Here is a 17,638-nt window from a genome sequence, read left to right as displayed (position 1 = left end):
AAAATTTGATCACTTAACAAAAGCCTATTACTCTTTTTTATAGATGAGCAAGTTCCCAACTTCTATATCCAAAGCCAAACAAATCTTATCAATTGTCTCAAAATCAATACGTACGGACTCATCGTTATACAGCTTATAAAGCGTACTTTTATTAATTCCCGTCTCTTTTACAAGATCCGCAACTCTCATTTTTCTTTCAGCTAGCAATACAGCTAAGTTTGACTTAATCATATTTTCTCCCACTTAAGTAGTAAAAAATACTTGAAATAACGTAAAAGTATGATAATTTACGTTTAAGGAATAAATATTCCTAGTTTCCTAGTACTTTTCATGGGGTTAATTATGCCATAGCTACAGATAATTCCCCATAAATTTTAATAGAAACAGAAACAACTCAGGCCTGTCCAAGTTACTTATACCTCTCTCGCCAAAGTGAAACATAAGTAATCCAAACAAACCTGAGATACCACCAAGACGCAAATCATGAGGTATTCACCAATGATAATGAAATTAACGCATAAACGATATCCCTATTTCCTTGCACTGCCTTATTTCGGCTGTCAGGAGATCCCATATGTTTAATAAATCTGTATTTGATGGTGTCGTTGTATGTGAAGCTGCAAATGTAATGGCAACACATATTATTAAGGAATTTGAAATTCCACGCTTAGATCATTTAGCACCTAAACTCAGGGTTAATACTTGCTTTAATGACCATCAAGCAGTACGCCTTTGGGCTGATCGTTTATGTGATAACTATCCAATTTCTCATGATTTCAATATTTACGACTTAGAAGATCTCATCCAAACAGCTCGTACTAAATTTCTAAAAGTCATTTCTTAATTTATTCAGGGTCATGATTGAAATGACCCTGCCTTTTGTAGGTTCAAAATGAATACTGACACAACAATCTGGATGCCGTTGTACATTGGTGATCTTCAAGCAAAATTTACTCGCCTTTCGAGTGAGCAAGTAGGTGCTACTCTTTTTCTCATGATGGATTTTTGGAAGAATGGTCCTATACCAAACGCCCCTCACATTCTGATGAGTGTAACAAAGCTAACGAGTCCTAAAACAAAGAGTCTAATGACTACCTTAAAAGCCTTAAATCTTTTTGAGGAAGTGAATGGTTTCATTCAATCTAACTACTTCACCGCTTTGAAAGAACAAGCCATTCAGAATCAAAAGCTGAAATCCGAACGTGGAAAAGTTGCAGCACAAGCACGTTGGAATAAAAACACAAGCAATGCTAATGCATCAGATTCGCAATGCTCTAGCAATGCACAAGCATTACCTAAAGAATGCCCTTCATCTTCATCTTCATCTTCACCTCAAAGACAGGATGATAAAAATGAAGCGAAACCGATAAATCGAAAATGGATCTAGGAGTAGATAATGAATATAGCTATTGATCTATTAAAAACTCCTAATGAAGTTTTAACTACCCTGTGCTCAAAACATGGCTACCCATTAATAAAAGTTGGTAGTCATCAGTTATGCAAAGTCTGTGCAAAAGAAAATCTTGAACAAACTAATAAACAACACCAGGAAGATTTACAGCAAAAGTTGTTACAACACCGTATTCATAGCTCGGGGTTAAATCAACGTTATTTGGAATGTGGCTTTTCTAACTATAGTGTTAGTACTATTGAACAGCAGCAAGTTGTCGAATACTGTCAAAATTTCACACAGCAATTATTAAACGGGTCAAAATCTAACTTCATCCTTTATGGCACACCAGGTACCGGAAAAACCCATTTAGGTTCAGCGATCGTTCGCAATCTTATCTATAAAGCCAAAATGTCTGCTCGTTATATAACGAGTGCTCAGATAGCACAGACCATTATGAATTCATGGAATATTGAAGACCAATCTGAAGAACAGTGGATTCAATTTTTCGCTGATTTTGATTTACTGGTCTTGGATGAATATGGACTGCATGATCGCCATTCGTCTCGTTTAGAACTTGTTCATAAAGTGCTATACAAACGATATGACATGATGAAGCCAACCATGATTATCTCCAATTTCACTCTTGAAAATCTAGAACGAGATCTTGGTGTACGACTCTGGTCACGATTACACGAAAATCAGCTCATTATGGCTTCATGCTATTGGTCTGACTATAGAATTAGATAATTTTCAATCAAAGCCTTGGTCATTGCCAAGGCTTTTAAATCTTATAAACCTTTCTTACATTTCAAAATTTAAGTCATTAGACTTATCAATTCGTTGCCTATTATCCAATGTCTGATGCATAGAATTTAATGTGACAGGTTTTGCAGTATTTAGATCAGACTCTTCATTAATTTGCTGAATTTTATCTTCTAGCTTCCTAATTTGATCATCTAAAGTTCTGACACAATTCCTAATCGCTCTCGAATAATCGATATTTAATCCATATTTTGCGTGTTCACCATATGGATTTATTTGTATTTCTTTTATAAGCCTTCGCATATAAGCATCCGCTTTGGTTATTGACTCAAATGATTCTGCTAAAAATACACCTTCATTATTTTCATGAATCAATCGCAGATAATAATCCAAGCTATGGTCAGGAAGTTTATAACGTTTGACTCGATGACCTAACTTTTGAAGGTTTGAATTAACTCTTTTAGTGTCAGGCTCAAGTTGTTTAATTCTTGCAATGTGACCACTAAGGACTCTATTTCTGGAACTTCGCTCTTTTGCAAAGCTAACCAATCGACTGAGTTCAAAACTTGGAGATTCTGTAGATGGGGTTCCAAACATACTGTGACTTGCTGATCGATAGACTTTATCAGCTCTGGATGATTCAAATAATCCTTTAAGAGTTTGAATAATGTTGGCTCCAAGTCTCTTAAAAAAATTGTCAGATCTGGTACTGGTAATTCCTTTTTGAGCTCCTGCTCGTAAGTGTTGATCGTTACGGTCTTGTGCTCCAATTCTGTTTCTAATAATAAGATTTTCTCTTCTAATACGCTCTGATAATGCTTCTGTATTTCTACAGTCTTCTTCAAGCTGTCTTCGATACTCAAATTCAGCTTTTGTTGATTTTTCAACTTCTCTATCTGTGCTTGTAATTGATTGACGTACTCTTGACTCAATTGTCCTAGTTCGGTCATGAGCATGATTTATCTCCACAGGATAATGAGTAAAAGTAAAATGATGAGAGTCAATGAAAGTCCAATGAATGTCCTTGATAATTTCATTTGTTCTACGATATGACTGTTGCCAGTTTGAATTAGACTCATTTTGTCCTCCCACGTCCTGTTTTGCTTGATATGATTGGCTTCGATCTTGTTGATTAACTTCTGGTGTTTGTTGATTAAGCTTTCGAGTTCTTGGTTCTCCTTCTGTTGAATCTCTATTGTTTCTTGGTTCTGTGAGTTGATTGTATTCATTTCGCTGAGCTGAGAATTCAGTTGTTTGATATTCGCTTCTTGTGCATAAACTGTTTTCTTGGCTTCGATCAAACTGTTGAATTGCTGATTCATCAGATGCTCGTACTGCATTACGATCTGGGTAATGTTGGCTGTTGTATTGCTCACGTTTTGCTCTAACACGTCCAATTTGCTCAAAACATTGGTTTGCTTTGTCTCGATCGCGTTCCAAATCTTCTGAGACTTGTTGTAATGTTCTTTGAGAGCATGCTGCTCTATCTCTATCTTGGAGATAAGTTCTGATCGAAAAATTTTCATGGTAAAAGTCTGCCTTTAAACGGTCTGTGCCTTCTTCTGTGTCTAGGGATATATAGTTTTTACCCTCTCGCTTTATTGTCCCAATCTCACGTAAAGATTGAATAAGTGAAGCTCGATCTGTGATAACGCCATTCACTATGCGGTGATGAACAAATTTATCGATCAGTTGGATACGGTGTTCTTTAGGTTGCTCTTTTAAATCTGCTCGGAGTGCTGCTGCATTTTGTAAATAGATATGATCAGGAAGCTTTGAATCCTGACTTCGTGTAGGGTCATCTGGACGAGCCCAGTTATTTCGATAGTTAAAATAATCCCTAAGTGGATCGAAGTAGTAGCGATGACCAGGTGGAGCAATGTTTAAGGATTTACCTGAAGTCAGCTCAATACGTGGCACGAGAATATGGACGTGTTTTGCGCCATTATCTTCAACATGCACGACAGCCGTCATGTGATATTGGTGTGGTGCTAAACCTGCGAATGCATGCTGCTCAAAGGCATCTAATACATCAGATATATCCTTATCAGATAATTTATCCTGTTCAGCCCATGCAATTACAACAGACGTATACTTGTACTTGTGTGGTGAGCTTTGAGCTAAAGCTGTAAAGGTACTCGGATCACCTCGTAAAACTTGTATACCTGCTCTCGGACGATTTAGATGGTCTTTATCATCAATTACATAACTAGCAGCACGTGCTGGATCTCCGACACCATTCTCAAGGAACTTGATATACATTATGACTAGTCCCTTCCTATTGTTGCACGTGCTATAGCTCGTTGCTTGGCTCTTTCAACCGCCTCATCAGATCTAAAGATTGGTGGTAATGGATGAAGATGTTGATGGAGTTCTTGTTGTATCTCACTCAGTACTTTTAGACACATGCCACAAGAGAATCGATCCTTATCAGCTTGTTTACCTAAACATAAATGATTGAGTGATCTTGCAATTTGATTGATGTTATTACCAATCCTGCCAAGCTCCCTTAACAGCTCAGGATCTACCTTAGGCGCTGTAGGCTGTATAAATTTCGCTTTACGCCGATATCTTTTCTTAACATCTTTATTTTCAATTCCTTCTTTTGCGTTCTCTTCCGTCAACTCAGTATTCTTTTTAGCAAGAAACTCTCTAGCAATTAAAAAACGAATAAAATCAGTAAAAATCATATTTTCGGCTGCTAATAATTGCTCTAATTCCTGCACTTGGGCATCTGTAAACCTTAATCTTTTGACAACTGTTCGTTTGCCATTCGCCATAACGTCACCATTTATGTGAAGTGGGTTCTGGGGTCTTAGGGGCCTCCCTAACAAGCCCTGTTGCGTACCAAAAATAAGTGCGTAGCAGTTATTTTTGTAGCTACAGGTAGGCTTGCTTAATGAGGCCACTATCCAATTAGGCATTCACCTAACTCGTCAAAAGGCTACTAAAAATGAGAATATGAAGATTGAATCCGTTAATTTTTTTGAAATTTTTGCTAATAATTTTAATTTTTGGTGTGATTTAAATGCTGTAAGTAACTTGATAAAAAATCCCATTTAAAAAAATGGGATTTTTTATGTATTAAAAGTATTGCAACGTAATAAATATGAAGAGTGATTTGAATGACTTGATTTAAAGACTAAATTTTCTCAAATAGTTCAGTTGCAATTTTTCTCGCTAACTCATTTTGTGCCTCTGATAATTCAGGTAAGTCGATAACATATTGAATTGCTTCACGACCTGCTATTTCCATAGGCCCATAGTCATCGTATGCTTCCCCTGTATAGGCATTGTAAGCTCTCAAATCATCTTGCGTGTAATCTACGCCACACATCTGAGCTAAATAAATATATAACCATGCTTCACCAGTGTTCTTAAATAATCGTTGGTAAAGAAAGTATTCAATTGCCTCAAGATCACCCTGATTACATAGATACAACATCTGCTTGTAGATATCTTCCCCATCTGCATCAAAATTTATTTCTTCAAGATTCAAAGGGCAATTTTTGATATAGGATTCGAAGAATTCTGCTTGCTGTATATATTCCTCATATTTCTCTTTATTTTTTTTCGTTTCTTCAGATTTGATATATTTTTGTTTAGTGTTGTCCCAATGACTACCAAAATTTGAACCATTTCGACCATACGGTGCAATTTGATTTGCTAAGTAACGATAATATCCAGCAACTAAAGCATAGGCATCTAGATTCTTTCGATCTTTTGCATAGGACAAGATAGTTTCAAAATGGTCTTCTATCGTTTTGAACTCAAAATCTTCACCTTCAAAATATCCTTGCTCCAATTCATATCTAAGTTCAAACGCGTCTAGTAGCCCATTATCAAAGCAAACGTGACTCAAACTTTCTCTCATAGCTTTGAAATCGATAACTTCTAGATTCAAATACAAAAGTTCTTGATAGACAGTTTTAGCAATCGAAAAGTAAACCTCTTCTGACATGTCTAACTTCGATAGATACTGCAATCGAGTAATAATGTTTTTAATTTGATCCAATAAGTGACGACCTTCATAGTCATCCCAATGTAGACCATTTTCATCATAGTTCGAGTAGTCTGATTCAGGTGGGTTTTTAAATATTTCTAAGGTTAACGCATTGATAAGCTCATGCTGATAATATTCTTCAGAATCATCATATTGGACACTAATTATCAAATTCTGAGTAACAAAAGCATTATAAGTTTTATAGCCTTGGTCCAAAGCTATTAATTCGTAAATATGTGAACGACCAATCTTTACAGAATGTAGTTCCTGAATTTTTTTTGATAATTTAAATGCGAAATCTTGAATAGACATAATTTTCTCTGTTGCCAACTCTAAACTCTTTTATTCAAAGAATTTTTGGTGTCATATGACTTATAGCAACGCATGTTTAAATGCTAAGAACCAAACGAGTTGATACTTAAGAAAATTAAAATTTTGATGTGGTTTATAAATCAAACCTATAGCTTTCAATCCCTTTTCTACTCATGCGTAAGTACGGTAGGCGACCTTAATAACTAATTTAACATTTTTTTTAAAAATTACAATCATCTAAATAAAAATTGATATTTTTCTATATCTTCAGAATATTCTTCATATTACCAAAATTAAATCTTTTATAAAAAACCATTCCTCAAACTACCAACCTAAGTCCTCCTCCCTTTTTCTTTGTAAAGTCTCCTTACTTTTACGGCTTGCTCTTTGTCGAATCTTGCCTCGCAATTTCCATAGCTGAATTGGTGAAATTAGCTGTTCTGGTAAAAACAAATCTAAATGATCAACTAGGTCTAATGTCATCAAAATCGCGATCAAGTTTTCTAATGTGACCTGTCCCGCTTCTGCATTCATCACAACTTTTCTAGAAACTCCTGTGTGTTGAGCCACCTCCAGTTGTGTCAGGTTTAAGTTGAGTCTAGCTCTTTGTAACCTTTGCCCTAACTCAATAGCAAGGGCATGCGCTGTCTTAGAATTATGCTGTGTCATGTAAAGTTACCTATATGGCACTTAGATCGCCGAAATACCAATTAAAGTTCAATTTAAGGTAAAAGAACGTAGATAACCAATCGCTACAAGAAATTTAAACTTCACACTAAATTTAGAAGTTAACCATTTTTTTGAAGTTTTGCACAAATACCATTTTTCAAAACTTAACCCTGCTATTTTTATCTAAGTGACATATTTCAAATGATGAACTCATAAAGAAATTATGTGCATTAAAAACCTTAAAAATCAACATATAGGATTTTAAATGATTGATTTGGCTTTATTTTTTCTAGATTACTTTAATCTATCTCTCAAATATCGTTTGTTTTCTGTTGTTGTTCAATAAGCTTGGGGGAGAATGATATGGGAATTACACTAGATCTCACCAATACTGAAAGACGAGTTTCTACAGCAGAATTTGCTTTGCGTATGAATATCAGTGAGAAAGAACTCTATCAACGTATTAAAGATGGGCGTATACAAGCACCTATCAAGGATGGTCGTAAAAATTTTTGGCTGAATAGTTATGTACTTGCATGCATCACAAGCACGGAAATGTATATTGATTTCCTTTAAAAGCAATCAAATAAAAAAGGTCGCTAAAAATAGCGACCTTTTTTACAACAAAATATTTTGTGAGTAACACTATGAGTAACTTATAAAAACACTATCAATAAATATATAAATTACAAAGAATTACACACAGTATAGGCAGATTACATCATACCGCCCATTCCACCCATGCCACCCATATCAGGCATAGCAGGTTTATCTTCAGGAATATCTGTGATCATGCATTCAGTCGTTAACATTAAAGCAGCAACAGAAGCAGCATGTTCAAGTGCAGAACGCGTTACTTTTGCAGGGTCAAGAATACCCATTTCAAGCATATCGCCATATTCACCAGTAGCAGCATTATAACCGAAGTTCCCTTCGCCATTTTTCACAGCATTGATGACTACAGATGGCTCATCGCCCGCATTCGCTACGATTTGACGAAGCGGAGCTTCAATAGCGCGACGTAAAATGTTAATACCTACGTTTTGGTCATCATTGGCACCAGTTACACCGTTAAGCGCAGAAGCTGCACGCACCAGCGCAACACCACCACCCGCAACTACACCTTCTTCAACTGCAGCACGTGTTGCATGAAGCGCATCGTCAACACGGTCTTTTTTCTCTTTCATTTCGACTTCAGTTGCTGCACCAATTTTAATCACTGCAACACCGCCAGCCAATTTAGCAACGCGTTCCTGAAGCTTTTCTTTGTCGTATTCTGACGTAGATTCTTCAATTTGCGCACGGATTTGTTGAACGCGTTCAGCAATCTGGTTTGCATCGCCAGCACCATCTACAATCACGGTGTTTTCTTTAGATACTGTTACTTTATGTGCAGTACCCAAATCTTGAAGTGTAGCTTGCTCTAAAGACATACCCACTTCTTCAGAAATGACAGTAGCACCAGTCAAGATTGCGATATCTTGCAGCATTGCTTTACGACGGTCACCAAAACCAGGTGCTTTCACTGCACATACTTTAATGATGCCGCGCATGTTGTTTACGACAAGCGTAGCCAACGCTTCGCCTTCAACATCTTCAGCAATAATAAGAAGAGGTTTACCAGTTTTTGCAACCGCTTCAAGTACTGTAATCAATTCACGGATATTGCTAATTTTTTTATCAACAAGCAGGATGAACGGATTTTCAAGTTCTGCAGTCAAGGTATCTTGTTTGTTGGCAAAGTACGGGCTGATATAACCACGGTCAAATTGCATACCTTCAACAACGTCTAACGCATCTTCAAAACCTGAACCTTCTTCAACAGTGATCACGCCTTCTTTACCAACGCGTTCCATTGCTTGAGCAATCAGTTTACCCACAGTTTCGTCAGAGTTTGCAGAGATCGAACCCACTTGTTCAATTGCTTTCGTGTCAGACGCTGGTTTAGCAGTGGCTTTGATGTTTTCCACTACAGCTTTCACTGCAAGGTCGATACCGCGTTTCAAGTCCATTGGGTTCATACCCGCAGTCACCGACTTGATTCCTTCATTCAAGATTGCTTGAGCCAATACGGTTGCAGTTGTTGTACCGTCACCTGCGATGTCATTGGTTTTTGAAGAAACCTCACGAACCAGTTGAGCACCCATGTTCTCAAATTTATCTGCAAGTGAAATTTCTTTCGCTACAGTTACACCATCTTTAGTGATGTGTGGCGCACCGAAAGAACGGTCAATAACAACGTTACGGCCTTTAGGACCTAAAGTCACTTTTACCGCATCTGCAAGTACGTTTACACCTGCAATCATTTTGCTGCGAGCTGAATCACCGAATTTTACGTCTTTAGCTGACATGGTTTACTCCAAATATTTTTTAATTTTCAATAAGCTGAATAAATAATCAGATCTGAATCTGCTTGCTCAGGATTAACCTTCAAGCACAGCTAAAATGTCAGACTCTTTCATAATAAGAAGTTCTTCGCCTTGTACTTTTACAGTGGTACCCGCATAAGTGCCGAATAATACTTTGTCGCCAACTTTTACATCTAAAGCACGCACACCGTTGTCAGTAATCTGGCCATTGCCTACTGCAATAATTTCACCTTGAGCTGGTTTTTCAGCAGCAGAACCTGGAAGCAAAATACCGCCAGCAGTTTTAGTTTCTTCTTCAACACGACGAATAACTACGCGATCATGTAATGGACGAATGTTGCTCATTGGAAACTCCATCAGACTAAGTCTTTTATTAGTGAAGTAATGATGACTTTGTTATTCCATCGGTCATCATCAAATAATTTCGATGACACTTTTGTGGGGATGGAAAAAAACGCTTCAAGGGGCAAACAAAAAAAATTTGCTGTTTTTTGTATTTTTTTTATTCAAATCCGATATTTCTGCATTTAATCAGCACTTTCTTCTTTTAACACAAATTCTTTTTGCTGATTGTTAAAACAATAATGCTCTACATCAGCATTTGGATAAATCAGATTCAGACTGTTGGGTAAGCCCCGATGCAAACGGTAAGACGTTGCAGTTCCCGCATGAATATCCAGCACCGGATGGTCTGCCCCTAAATGGTAAATCTGGTTCAGATCATACACCGCTGATTGATGCAGATGACCATGTAACAGGCCATTTAAACCACTTTGACTCCAAGATTCCAAAGCCATACGCCCCAGCATTGGACAATCCTTGATCCCATGCGGATTATCCGGCGGTGTATAAAATGGCTGGTGCGCCACAATAAGTTTGATTTTACGCTTGGGAGCCATCATCAGCCTTTGATCAATTTGCTGAATTTGCTCCAGAGAAATATGGCCTCTGGTGTGATAACGCCGCCGAATACTATTGACGCCAATCAGATAAAAATGCTTGGTTTCCAGCACAGTTTCCATATGACCAAAGAAAATTTTATAGCGGGTAAAGGGACTGAATACCCGATTCCAGACATGGTACAAGGGAATATCATGATTTCCAGGCACCACCAGATAAGGTAGATTTAAACTTTCCACAAACTGTTTGCAGTCATAAAACTGCTTATAACGGGCGCGCTGGGTTAAGTCCCCACTGACCACTACAGCTTCCAAAGAATGTTGCTGACAAAATAGACGAATTGCAGCCATACAGGCCGGTCTTTCTGTACCAAAATGCAAATCAGATAGATGTAGAATCATAAGGAACCATTATTTTCAATGCATGCTTGCGTACGGAAATATGCAGCGGGGGCTGCATTTCCACAATCTCACCATCCAGTGCAAGAGTCAATTTTTTGGCTTTGGAATGTATTTGCACCTTGTCGGCAGAAAAGCTATACACATCTGGTGCATGATCAAGATTGCCTCGAATCAACTGCCATAAAATTTTAAATAACGTTGGTTTATCGCTTTTTGCCACCACCACCCCTGCGACTTTTCCCAATTCAGCACATTTGGCAATGCGTAAATTCATCTCTGCCAGTTGCAGCTGATTATTACCAAAAAAAATCAGCGGAGTTTTGACGGGATATTTTTTACCGTCAATTTCCACTTCCAGTTTCAGCTCTTTGCGATCACGAATCAGCACCTCAAGAGCCGAAGTATAGGCATGTAAAGCAAAACGGCCAAAACGCCGGTTATAGAGTTCACGCCTTTGTATGAATAAGGGATAAAGCCCCAAGCTGGCATTGTTTAAATAGATATGATCATTAATTTGTGCCACATGGACTGCACGGATTTGTCCTGTCGCGATAACATCGGCCGCTTTGAGCAGATCAAGTGGAATATGCAACAAGCGGGCAACATAATTGAAGGTTCCCAAGGGAAAAATACCCATAGGAATCTCGGTGCCTATCAATTTGGTAGCCACCGTATTGAGTGTACCATCCCCACCCGCAGCAACCACAATACCAATTTCTTCTGCCTGTAGATGGCGTGCGATGATTCTGTCCATAAAACTGCTAAAATCTGTTTCAGCACTAATTTCAAATGCCTGAATCTCATAACCATAGGCCGTTAAATTTGTCATAAGCGGCTCATAGATTTCATCTTTATTGGCTGCATGAAATCCTGATTTTTCATTATAGATAAGAGACAAAGGCTTGGCAGAAACTGACATTTTTACTACTTTTTTGAAGCAATTGCTCTAATTTCGTCCAAATTATCGACAATTGAAAGCATCTTTATGTAAAATTCGAATTACCACCATTTATTAAATCAATAGCGATCACCACGAAAATAACAACACTAAGTTATTGTTTTATAAATAAATAATTTAAATAAATAACACTCATAAAACTGATAAATGGATCAATTAATAAACGAACAATGTTTTAACTTATTGTTTTTAATGATTTAAAAAAATAAACATATAATATTCCAATCTATTTCAGCTACTTCTTTAGTCTTATTTTTTTTATGATTTTATGCTTTAATACAGCCACTTTTTTTTATATTTTCATCCTGGCGATGTATCCCATTGCCTGGATTGTACTTTGTACATTTGAACCGTACATATTTGAGATAGGCCTCACCATGACCCAAGTGAACGCACCAGAATTCGTTCGTAACCCTAAGCTTATTGCATGGGTGGAAGAGATTGCTAAATTAACCAAACCGGCAAAAATTGAATGGTGTGACGGTAGCGCAGAAGAATATCAACGTCTTATTGACTTGATGATCGCTAACGGCACTATGCAAGCACTTAACCCAGAAAAACACCCTGGTTCTTACTTGGCAAATTCAGATCCTTCTGACGTTGCTCGTGTTGAAGGTCGCACATTTATCTGTTCAGAAAAACAAGAAGACGCAGGTGCGACAAACAACTGGGAAGCGCCTGCTGAAATGCGCGCTCGCCTGAACGGTTTGTTTGATGGTTGCATGAAAGGACGTACCATGTACGTGGTTCCTTTCTCTATGGGTCCTTTAGGTTCTCATATTGCACACATCGGTATTGAGATAACCGACTCTCCTTACGTAGCAGTAAGCATGGCTAAAATGGCTCGTATGGGTAAAGCTGTTTACGAGGTACTTGGTACTGATGGCGAATTCGTACCATGTGTCCACACTGTAGGCGCTCCGCTTGAAGAAGGTCAAAAAGACGTAGCTTGGCCTTGCAACCCAGAAAAATATATCGTGCATTATCCAGAAACGCGTGAAATCTGGTCTTATGGTTCAGGTTACGGCGGTAACGCATTGCTTGGTAAAAAATGCCTGGCATTACGTATTGCCTCTTCTATGGGCCGTCAACAAGGCTGGTTAGCTGAACACATGCTGATCCTTGGCGTAACCAATCCACAAGGTGAAAAACACTACATCGCTGCTGCATTCCCATCAGCTTGTGGTAAAACCAACTTTGCAATGTTGATTCCACCAGCAGGTTACGAAGGCTGGAAAATTGAAACTGTAGGTGACGATATTGCCTGGATCAAACCAAGTGAAGACGGTCGCTTATATGCAATCAACCCAGAAGCTGGTTTCTTCGGTGTAGCACCTGGTACCAATACCAAAACCAACCCGAACTGTATGGCGACTTTAAGCCACGACGTGATTTACACTAACGTTGCCGTGACTGACAACGGTGAAGTATGGTGGGAAGGTCTGACTAAAGAAGTACCTGCTAACCTGACTAACTGGAAAGGTCAACCACACGTTGCTGGTGAAAAAGCTGCACATCCAAATGCACGTTTTACCGTTGCTGCAGGTCAATGCCCTTCAATTGATGCTGACTGGGAAAATCCGGCAGGTGTTCCAATTTCTGCATTCATCTTCGGTGGTCGCCGTGCAGACACAGTTCCGCTAGTTTCAGAAGCAATCGACTGGGTTGACGGCGTGTATAAAGCAGCAACCATGGGTTCTGAAACCACTGCTGCTGCTGTTGGTCAACAAGGTGTTGTTCGTCGTGACCCATTTGCGATGCTTCCATTCACCGGTTACAACATGGCTGACTACTTCTCTCACTGGTTAGAAATGGGTGAGAAAGTTGGTGCGAAAGCTGCTGCTGCTGGCAACAAGCTTCCTGGCATCTACAACGTAAACTGGTTCCGTCGTGATGCTGAAGGCAACTTCGTATGGCCTGGTTTCGGTCAAAACATGCGTGTTCTTGAGTGGATCATTGACCGTTGTGAAGGTCGTGCAGATGCTGTTGAAACACCAATTGGTCGCGTTCCAACTTACGAACAGCTGAACTGGACTGGTTCTGACTTCACTAAAGAACAGTTCGAGATGGTGACTTCTCAAGATAAAGATTTGTGGATCAAAGAATTTGAAAGCCACTCTGAATTGTTCAACAAACTGGGTGACCGTTTACCAGAAGCATTGAAAAAGCGTCAAGCTGAACTTTTAGCTGCAGTTCAATCTGCTTAATCGCTAAATAAAAAAAGGCCGCACAAGCGGTCTTTTTTTTAACTATTTGTTTAATAATAAGATTGTATAACTTAACAACAGCCATAAAAGGGGAAAATTCATGTTAAAAACACTCACACTGACTGCCTGTCTGCTTAGCATGTCTACTTTGGCAATAGCCAAACCCGAGACACCTGAACAGCCTACTCTTCACATTTGTGCAATCAAAGGTACGCCAGACTCTAGCCAGTTTCAGATCAAAAAGCGCATTAAAGTGGCTAAAGGGACTTATGGCAGCGTAGAAGAACTGTATTCACGTTTTGCAGAACGTGCTCATCAAGTCGGTGGCAACGTGGTCATTAACTACAATGCCAGCCAGAGATTCGGTTTCTGGCCTTGGCGTTTTGTACGCCCCGTGGTTTGGGGTACGGCAGTGAAATGGAATACGCCGGTAAATTGTAAAGAACTCGGCGGCGTTGAAATTTAAGTACAGCCCACAGCTGAAACTTGAATGAAGATCACAACTAAAACTTGCTGTACCCAAAAGATCGCTCAGGCGGTCTTTTTTCTTGTTGAACCACTTAAGCTGCAGTATCGCTTGATCTTGTCAGCAGCAACTTTAAAAGATATTGATCCAGTTGCTGTATTTCATCAGTACTAAATTGAAAACCGAGTTTGCTTCTACGCCATAAAATATCCTCACTGGTTCTCGCCCACTCCTGATCAACCAGATAGTCTACCTCTCTAGCAAACAGGCCATGGCCAAAGTTTTCACCCAATTCATTGATACCGGAAATATCCTTTAAAAATCCCCATACCCTTGAACCATAAGCATGTGCCCAGCGCGAAGCCAATGGCAAAGAAACATCATCAATGCCCTGCATAAGCTGCTGTATTAACAACTCAACCGAAACCAGGTTTTCCGCACCTGGTAACAATGCTTTTTCAGTCCAGGAACTATGCATGCCAGGAAAGTTCGCTGCCAAATGCGCCATTGCTGCTTCTGCCAGTTTTCGATAAGTGGTGAGCTTGCCGCCAAATACCGAGAGTAAAGGTGCATCATTTTCCTGCGCATGCGATATTGCCAAAGTGTAATCTCGGGTAACAGCCGATGGATTATTCGACTCATCATCACACAAAGAGCGCACACCTGAATAGGTATATAAAATATCTTCAACCGCTAGCTGATGCTTAAAATGATCATTATAAACATCCAGCAAATAATCCACTTCCTGTGCGGTGATTTTGACCTGATCAAGATTGCCCTGATACTCATGATCAGTGGTACCAATCAAGGTATATTGCTCCAGATAAGGAATCACGAAAACAATACGCTGATCATCATTTTGCAGAATGAAAGCTTTATCGCCCTCATAAATTCTAGGCACGATAATATGACTGCCCTGAACAAGACGTAGACCATGTGGTGATTGCTGTTTTAAATTGTGCTCAATAAACTGAAACACCCAAGGCCCAGTAGCGTTAACCAGCGTTTTTGCCTGTAGCTGATAACTACCCTGTGCATGTTCCAGATGGATATTCCACACGCCATTTTCACGGTAAGCAGCGATACAACGAGTTTGTGTGGCAATTTTGGCGCCCAGCTCATGCGCCTGCATGGCATTTAAAACCACTAACCGCGCATCATCCACAGTATAATCCGAATACTCAAAACCTTGCGTCATTTCATCTTTTAAAGGGCTGCTGGCAGGATCAAAATGAATATGCCGGGAAGCAGCTAATTTTTTCCGTTTTCCCAAGTGATCATAAATAAATAAACCGGTCCGTATCAGCCAAGCGGGACGTAAATGCGGCTGATGCGGCATGATAAAACGTAAGGGACGAATGATATGCGGCGCTTTGGCTAGCAGGATTTCCCGCTCCAGCAAAGCTTCATGTACCAAACGGAATTCTTTATATTCGAGATAACGCAAACCGCCATGAATCAACTTACTGCTGGCAGAGGAAGTATGGCTGGCGAGGTCATCCTTTTCACATAAAAAAACCGACAAACCCCGTCCTGCAGCATCAACGGCAATACCCACGCCATTAATGCCACCACCAATCACCGCTACATCATAGACCGGATGACTCACTAGCATGTCCACCTCCTCTAATCCTGTTCAGACAGTAAACTTAAATTTCTTGTTATCTCAAGAAACCTAACACTATTTAAAGTGAAAGGACACCAGATAATTGTCATTCACTTCAATGCAGGCAAAATGAACGAAGTTTTTATTTTTTTATTCTGATGGCATCAGCTTTCCAGATGGTCACATTTGGAAAGCTTTTTTATAGAATATACACTGCCTCAAGATCGTTAAAAAATCGGGCTTATGGCATACTGAGTAGAATAATAACACCGGGATTTTTTGAAGATGAACAAGAGCTATAAATTGTTGGGTTTAAGTTTGCTTGCGCTTGCACTGACTGCCTGTCAAAGTACTCCGCGCCAATACAATGGTAATGTCGGCTATCAGATTGAAAGCCAGTCTGCCAATAGCGCAACATTGACTTATACTTTAGCTATTCGTCAGAACCAGAAAATAGATGAACAGAAATTACAGCGTGCCTGCCAAAAAGTATTAGGCTTAAATAAACAATATAAATTAACGATCCTGAGCATTAGTGAAATTGCCAATCCGGAAATACAAACTCCACACTATGGTCGTCAACTGGGCCAGAGCCGTACCAGCATAAGTCTTAGCAACACCCCAGACTTATATAATAGTGAAAATATGGCTACTCGCCAGTCGTTAGAAGCGCGTCCAAGCACCTTAAGTGTGGTTCGCTATACCTGCTCTTAAAACTTAATAATTTAGACAGAAATAAGACGCTATTTATAGCGTCTTGTAAAAACTGACATTACGAAATTCCTTTGCTTCATCCAGATCTGGCCAAGTCGTGGCACTACGTTCATCCAGTTTTTCGTAGTTTGGATGACTAAAATTTTTGGTGGTGTTTCAAAAAGTATGCTGACATTAAATGAAGCCATTATTGATGTAAAAAAAGGTTAAGTCGAAAGCTTTAAAATGGTTTTCAATCTTTTTTGAAAAATTACAACTCCTTCTAAAACCGCGCCTAATTCGATGCCTTATTTTGCAATTATTACCTTCAATACCTACAGTAAAAAATTTACCAATACTTTGCTTGCAGTTTTTAAAAGCAGTTATGAAACTGTCCCAATGATCACTTGCAATTCGGGTGTAGTGAATACCTAATTGTTTAAGCTTTGTCTTCAATCGTTGAACTGTAGCTAAGTCTCTTTTACCCCAAACATAAGCAACAATCTCACCTGTTTCTCGATGGTAGGCGTAAATAAGCCATTGTTTATTATTTTTATTTCCCACAAAAGTCCAAAACTCATCAACTTCAAGAGACTCATAATGACTTTGTTTAGGCTGAATTTGGTAGGTCGATTCGGTTAAAGTACGTAAAACTTTACCGATACTGATTCGCTCAACTTCAGCGATATCTCGTATACCACTACCTCTGACCATCAACTGTAATATTTTTCGAGTAATGCCTGAATTACATCCTAGATAGCTCAGAGCATGGTCACCAATAAACTGACGTTTACAGTCTTTGCACTGATAGTTTTGTTTCCCATCTACTTTGATGCCATTTTTCTTTATACTGTCACTGAGGCAGGTTGGACATTTGATTTCTAGAGTTATTCGCATTT

The 17,638-nt window shown here is 39.0% G+C and carries 18 protein-coding genes and 1 pseudogene; 7 read left to right on the top strand and 12 right to left on the bottom strand.

Annotated elements, in window-relative coordinates:
- Positions 1-27: 27 nt before the first annotated feature.
- Positions 28-231, bottom strand: coding sequence for a helix-turn-helix domain-containing protein (locus JFY49_RS04570; RefSeq protein WP_200224049.1), 204 nt, complete (start codon positions 229-231; stop codon positions 28-30).
- Positions 232-574: 343 nt separating this feature from the next.
- On the opposite strand from JFY49_RS04570, the gene JFY49_RS04565 reads away from it, so the two are divergent.
- Genes JFY49_RS04565 through JFY49_RS04555 form a run of 3 tightly spaced genes read left to right on the top strand, consistent with a single transcriptional unit; the run spans position 575 to position 2,140 of the window.
- Positions 575-844 carry a hypothetical protein gene (locus tag JFY49_RS04565; protein ID WP_200224048.1) on the top strand — a complete coding sequence of 90 codons (270 nt, stop codon included), beginning with the start codon at positions 575-577 and terminating at the stop codon, positions 842-844.
- Positions 845-892: 48 nt separating this feature from the next.
- Complete coding sequence (locus JFY49_RS04560) at positions 893-1,387, top strand: DUF1376 domain-containing protein (RefSeq protein WP_200224046.1); 495 nt, start codon at positions 893-895, stop codon at positions 1,385-1,387.
- 9 nt (positions 1,388-1,396) lie between these two features.
- Entirely contained in the window at positions 1,397-2,140 is a 744-nt protein-coding gene (locus tag JFY49_RS04555; RefSeq protein ID WP_200224045.1) for an ATP-binding protein, read from the top strand.
- A 54-nt stretch (positions 2,141-2,194) separates the two neighbouring features.
- Here the strand turns inward: JFY49_RS04555 and JFY49_RS04550 are convergent, their stop codons facing one another.
- The 4 genes from JFY49_RS04550 to JFY49_RS04535 form a co-directional block, all read right to left on the bottom strand.
- Positions 2,195-4,417: a relaxase/mobilization nuclease domain-containing protein gene (locus JFY49_RS04550; RefSeq protein ID WP_200224044.1), complete on the bottom strand. Its 2,223-nt coding sequence runs from the start codon at positions 4,415-4,417 to the stop codon at positions 2,195-2,197.
- A gap of 5 nt (positions 4,418-4,422) precedes the next feature.
- The gene (locus tag JFY49_RS04545) at positions 4,423-4,935 is read right to left on the bottom strand and encodes a MobC family plasmid mobilization relaxosome protein (protein ID WP_200224043.1); all 513 of its coding nucleotides are present in this window, start codon (positions 4,933-4,935) and stop codon (positions 4,423-4,425) included.
- Between the two features lie 362 nt (positions 4,936-5,297).
- The gene (locus JFY49_RS04540) at positions 5,298-6,470 is read right to left on the bottom strand and encodes a hypothetical protein (RefSeq protein ID WP_200224041.1); all 1,173 of its coding nucleotides are present in this window, start codon (positions 6,468-6,470) and stop codon (positions 5,298-5,300) included.
- Positions 6,471-6,794: 324 nt separating this feature from the next.
- Positions 6,795-7,139, bottom strand: coding sequence for a helix-turn-helix transcriptional regulator (locus JFY49_RS04535; RefSeq protein WP_200224039.1), 345 nt, complete (start codon positions 7,137-7,139; stop codon positions 6,795-6,797).
- A gap of 363 nt (positions 7,140-7,502) precedes the next feature.
- Between JFY49_RS04535 and JFY49_RS04530 the strand changes: the two genes are divergently transcribed.
- Positions 7,503-7,715, top strand: coding sequence for a hypothetical protein (locus JFY49_RS04530; protein ID WP_200224038.1), 213 nt, complete (start codon positions 7,503-7,505; stop codon positions 7,713-7,715).
- Between the two features lie 140 nt (positions 7,716-7,855).
- On the opposite strand, the gene groL is transcribed toward JFY49_RS04530, so the two are convergent.
- From groL to JFY49_RS04510, 4 genes are all read right to left on the bottom strand, one after another.
- Positions 7,856-9,490 carry a chaperonin GroEL gene (groL, locus tag JFY49_RS04525; protein WP_200224036.1) on the bottom strand — a complete coding sequence of 545 codons (1,635 nt, stop codon included), beginning with the start codon at positions 9,488-9,490 and terminating at the stop codon, positions 7,856-7,858.
- Positions 9,491-9,562: 72 nt separating this feature from the next.
- Positions 9,563-9,853: a co-chaperone GroES gene (gene groES, locus JFY49_RS04520; protein WP_016167026.1), complete on the bottom strand. Its 291-nt coding sequence runs from the start codon at positions 9,851-9,853 to the stop codon at positions 9,563-9,565.
- Positions 9,854-10,035: 182 nt separating this feature from the next.
- Positions 10,036-10,809 carry a metallophosphoesterase family protein gene (locus JFY49_RS04515; RefSeq protein ID WP_200224034.1) on the bottom strand — a complete coding sequence of 258 codons (774 nt, stop codon included), beginning with the start codon at positions 10,807-10,809 and terminating at the stop codon, positions 10,036-10,038.
- Complete coding sequence (locus tag JFY49_RS04510; protein ID WP_200224032.1) at positions 10,790-11,728, bottom strand: diacylglycerol/lipid kinase family protein; 939 nt, start codon at positions 11,726-11,728, stop codon at positions 10,790-10,792. Before JFY49_RS04510 ends, JFY49_RS04515 begins: the two co-directional genes overlap by 20 nt.
- A 416-nt stretch (positions 11,729-12,144) precedes the next feature.
- Here JFY49_RS04510 and JFY49_RS04505 point away from each other — a divergent pair, with 416 nt between their 5' ends.
- Complete coding sequence (locus tag JFY49_RS04505; protein ID WP_200224030.1) at positions 12,145-13,974, top strand: phosphoenolpyruvate carboxykinase (GTP); 1,830 nt, start codon at positions 12,145-12,147, stop codon at positions 13,972-13,974.
- Between the two features lie 100 nt (positions 13,975-14,074).
- Positions 14,075-14,440, top strand: coding sequence for a hypothetical protein (locus JFY49_RS04500; protein WP_200224027.1), 366 nt, complete (start codon positions 14,075-14,077; stop codon positions 14,438-14,440).
- Between the two features lie 94 nt (positions 14,441-14,534).
- Here JFY49_RS04500 and glpD read toward each other — a convergent pair whose 3' ends face one another.
- Positions 14,535-16,055 carry a glycerol-3-phosphate dehydrogenase gene (gene glpD / locus JFY49_RS04495; RefSeq protein WP_200224024.1) on the bottom strand — a complete coding sequence of 507 codons (1,521 nt, stop codon included), beginning with the start codon at positions 16,053-16,055 and terminating at the stop codon, positions 14,535-14,537.
- Positions 16,056-16,331: 276 nt separating this feature from the next.
- On the opposite strand from glpD, the gene JFY49_RS04490 reads away from it, so the two are divergent.
- A complete protein-coding gene (locus tag JFY49_RS04490) occupies positions 16,332-16,760 on the top strand; it encodes a hypothetical protein (RefSeq protein WP_180042325.1) in 429 nt (142 codons plus the stop codon).
- A gap of 33 nt (positions 16,761-16,793) precedes the next feature.
- Here the strand turns inward: JFY49_RS04490 and JFY49_RS04485 are convergent.
- A pseudogene (locus tag JFY49_RS04485) lies at positions 16,794-16,907 on the bottom strand (methyltransferase); the annotation flags it as partial.
- A 27-nt stretch (positions 16,908-16,934) separates the two neighbouring features.
- A complete protein-coding gene (locus JFY49_RS04480; RefSeq protein ID WP_001223318.1) occupies positions 16,935-17,636 on the bottom strand; it encodes an IS1-like element ISPa14 family transposase in 702 nt (233 codons plus the stop codon).
- Positions 17,637-17,638: the final 2 nt, after the last annotated feature.

It is taken from the genome of Acinetobacter sp. CS-2 (assembly GCF_016599715.1).
In the GTDB taxonomy this organism is placed as follows: Bacteria; Pseudomonadota; Gammaproteobacteria; order Pseudomonadales; family Moraxellaceae; genus Acinetobacter.
The sequence above is the reverse complement of the archived record's forward strand: the minus strand, read 5'-3'. Positions and strand labels throughout refer to the sequence as shown.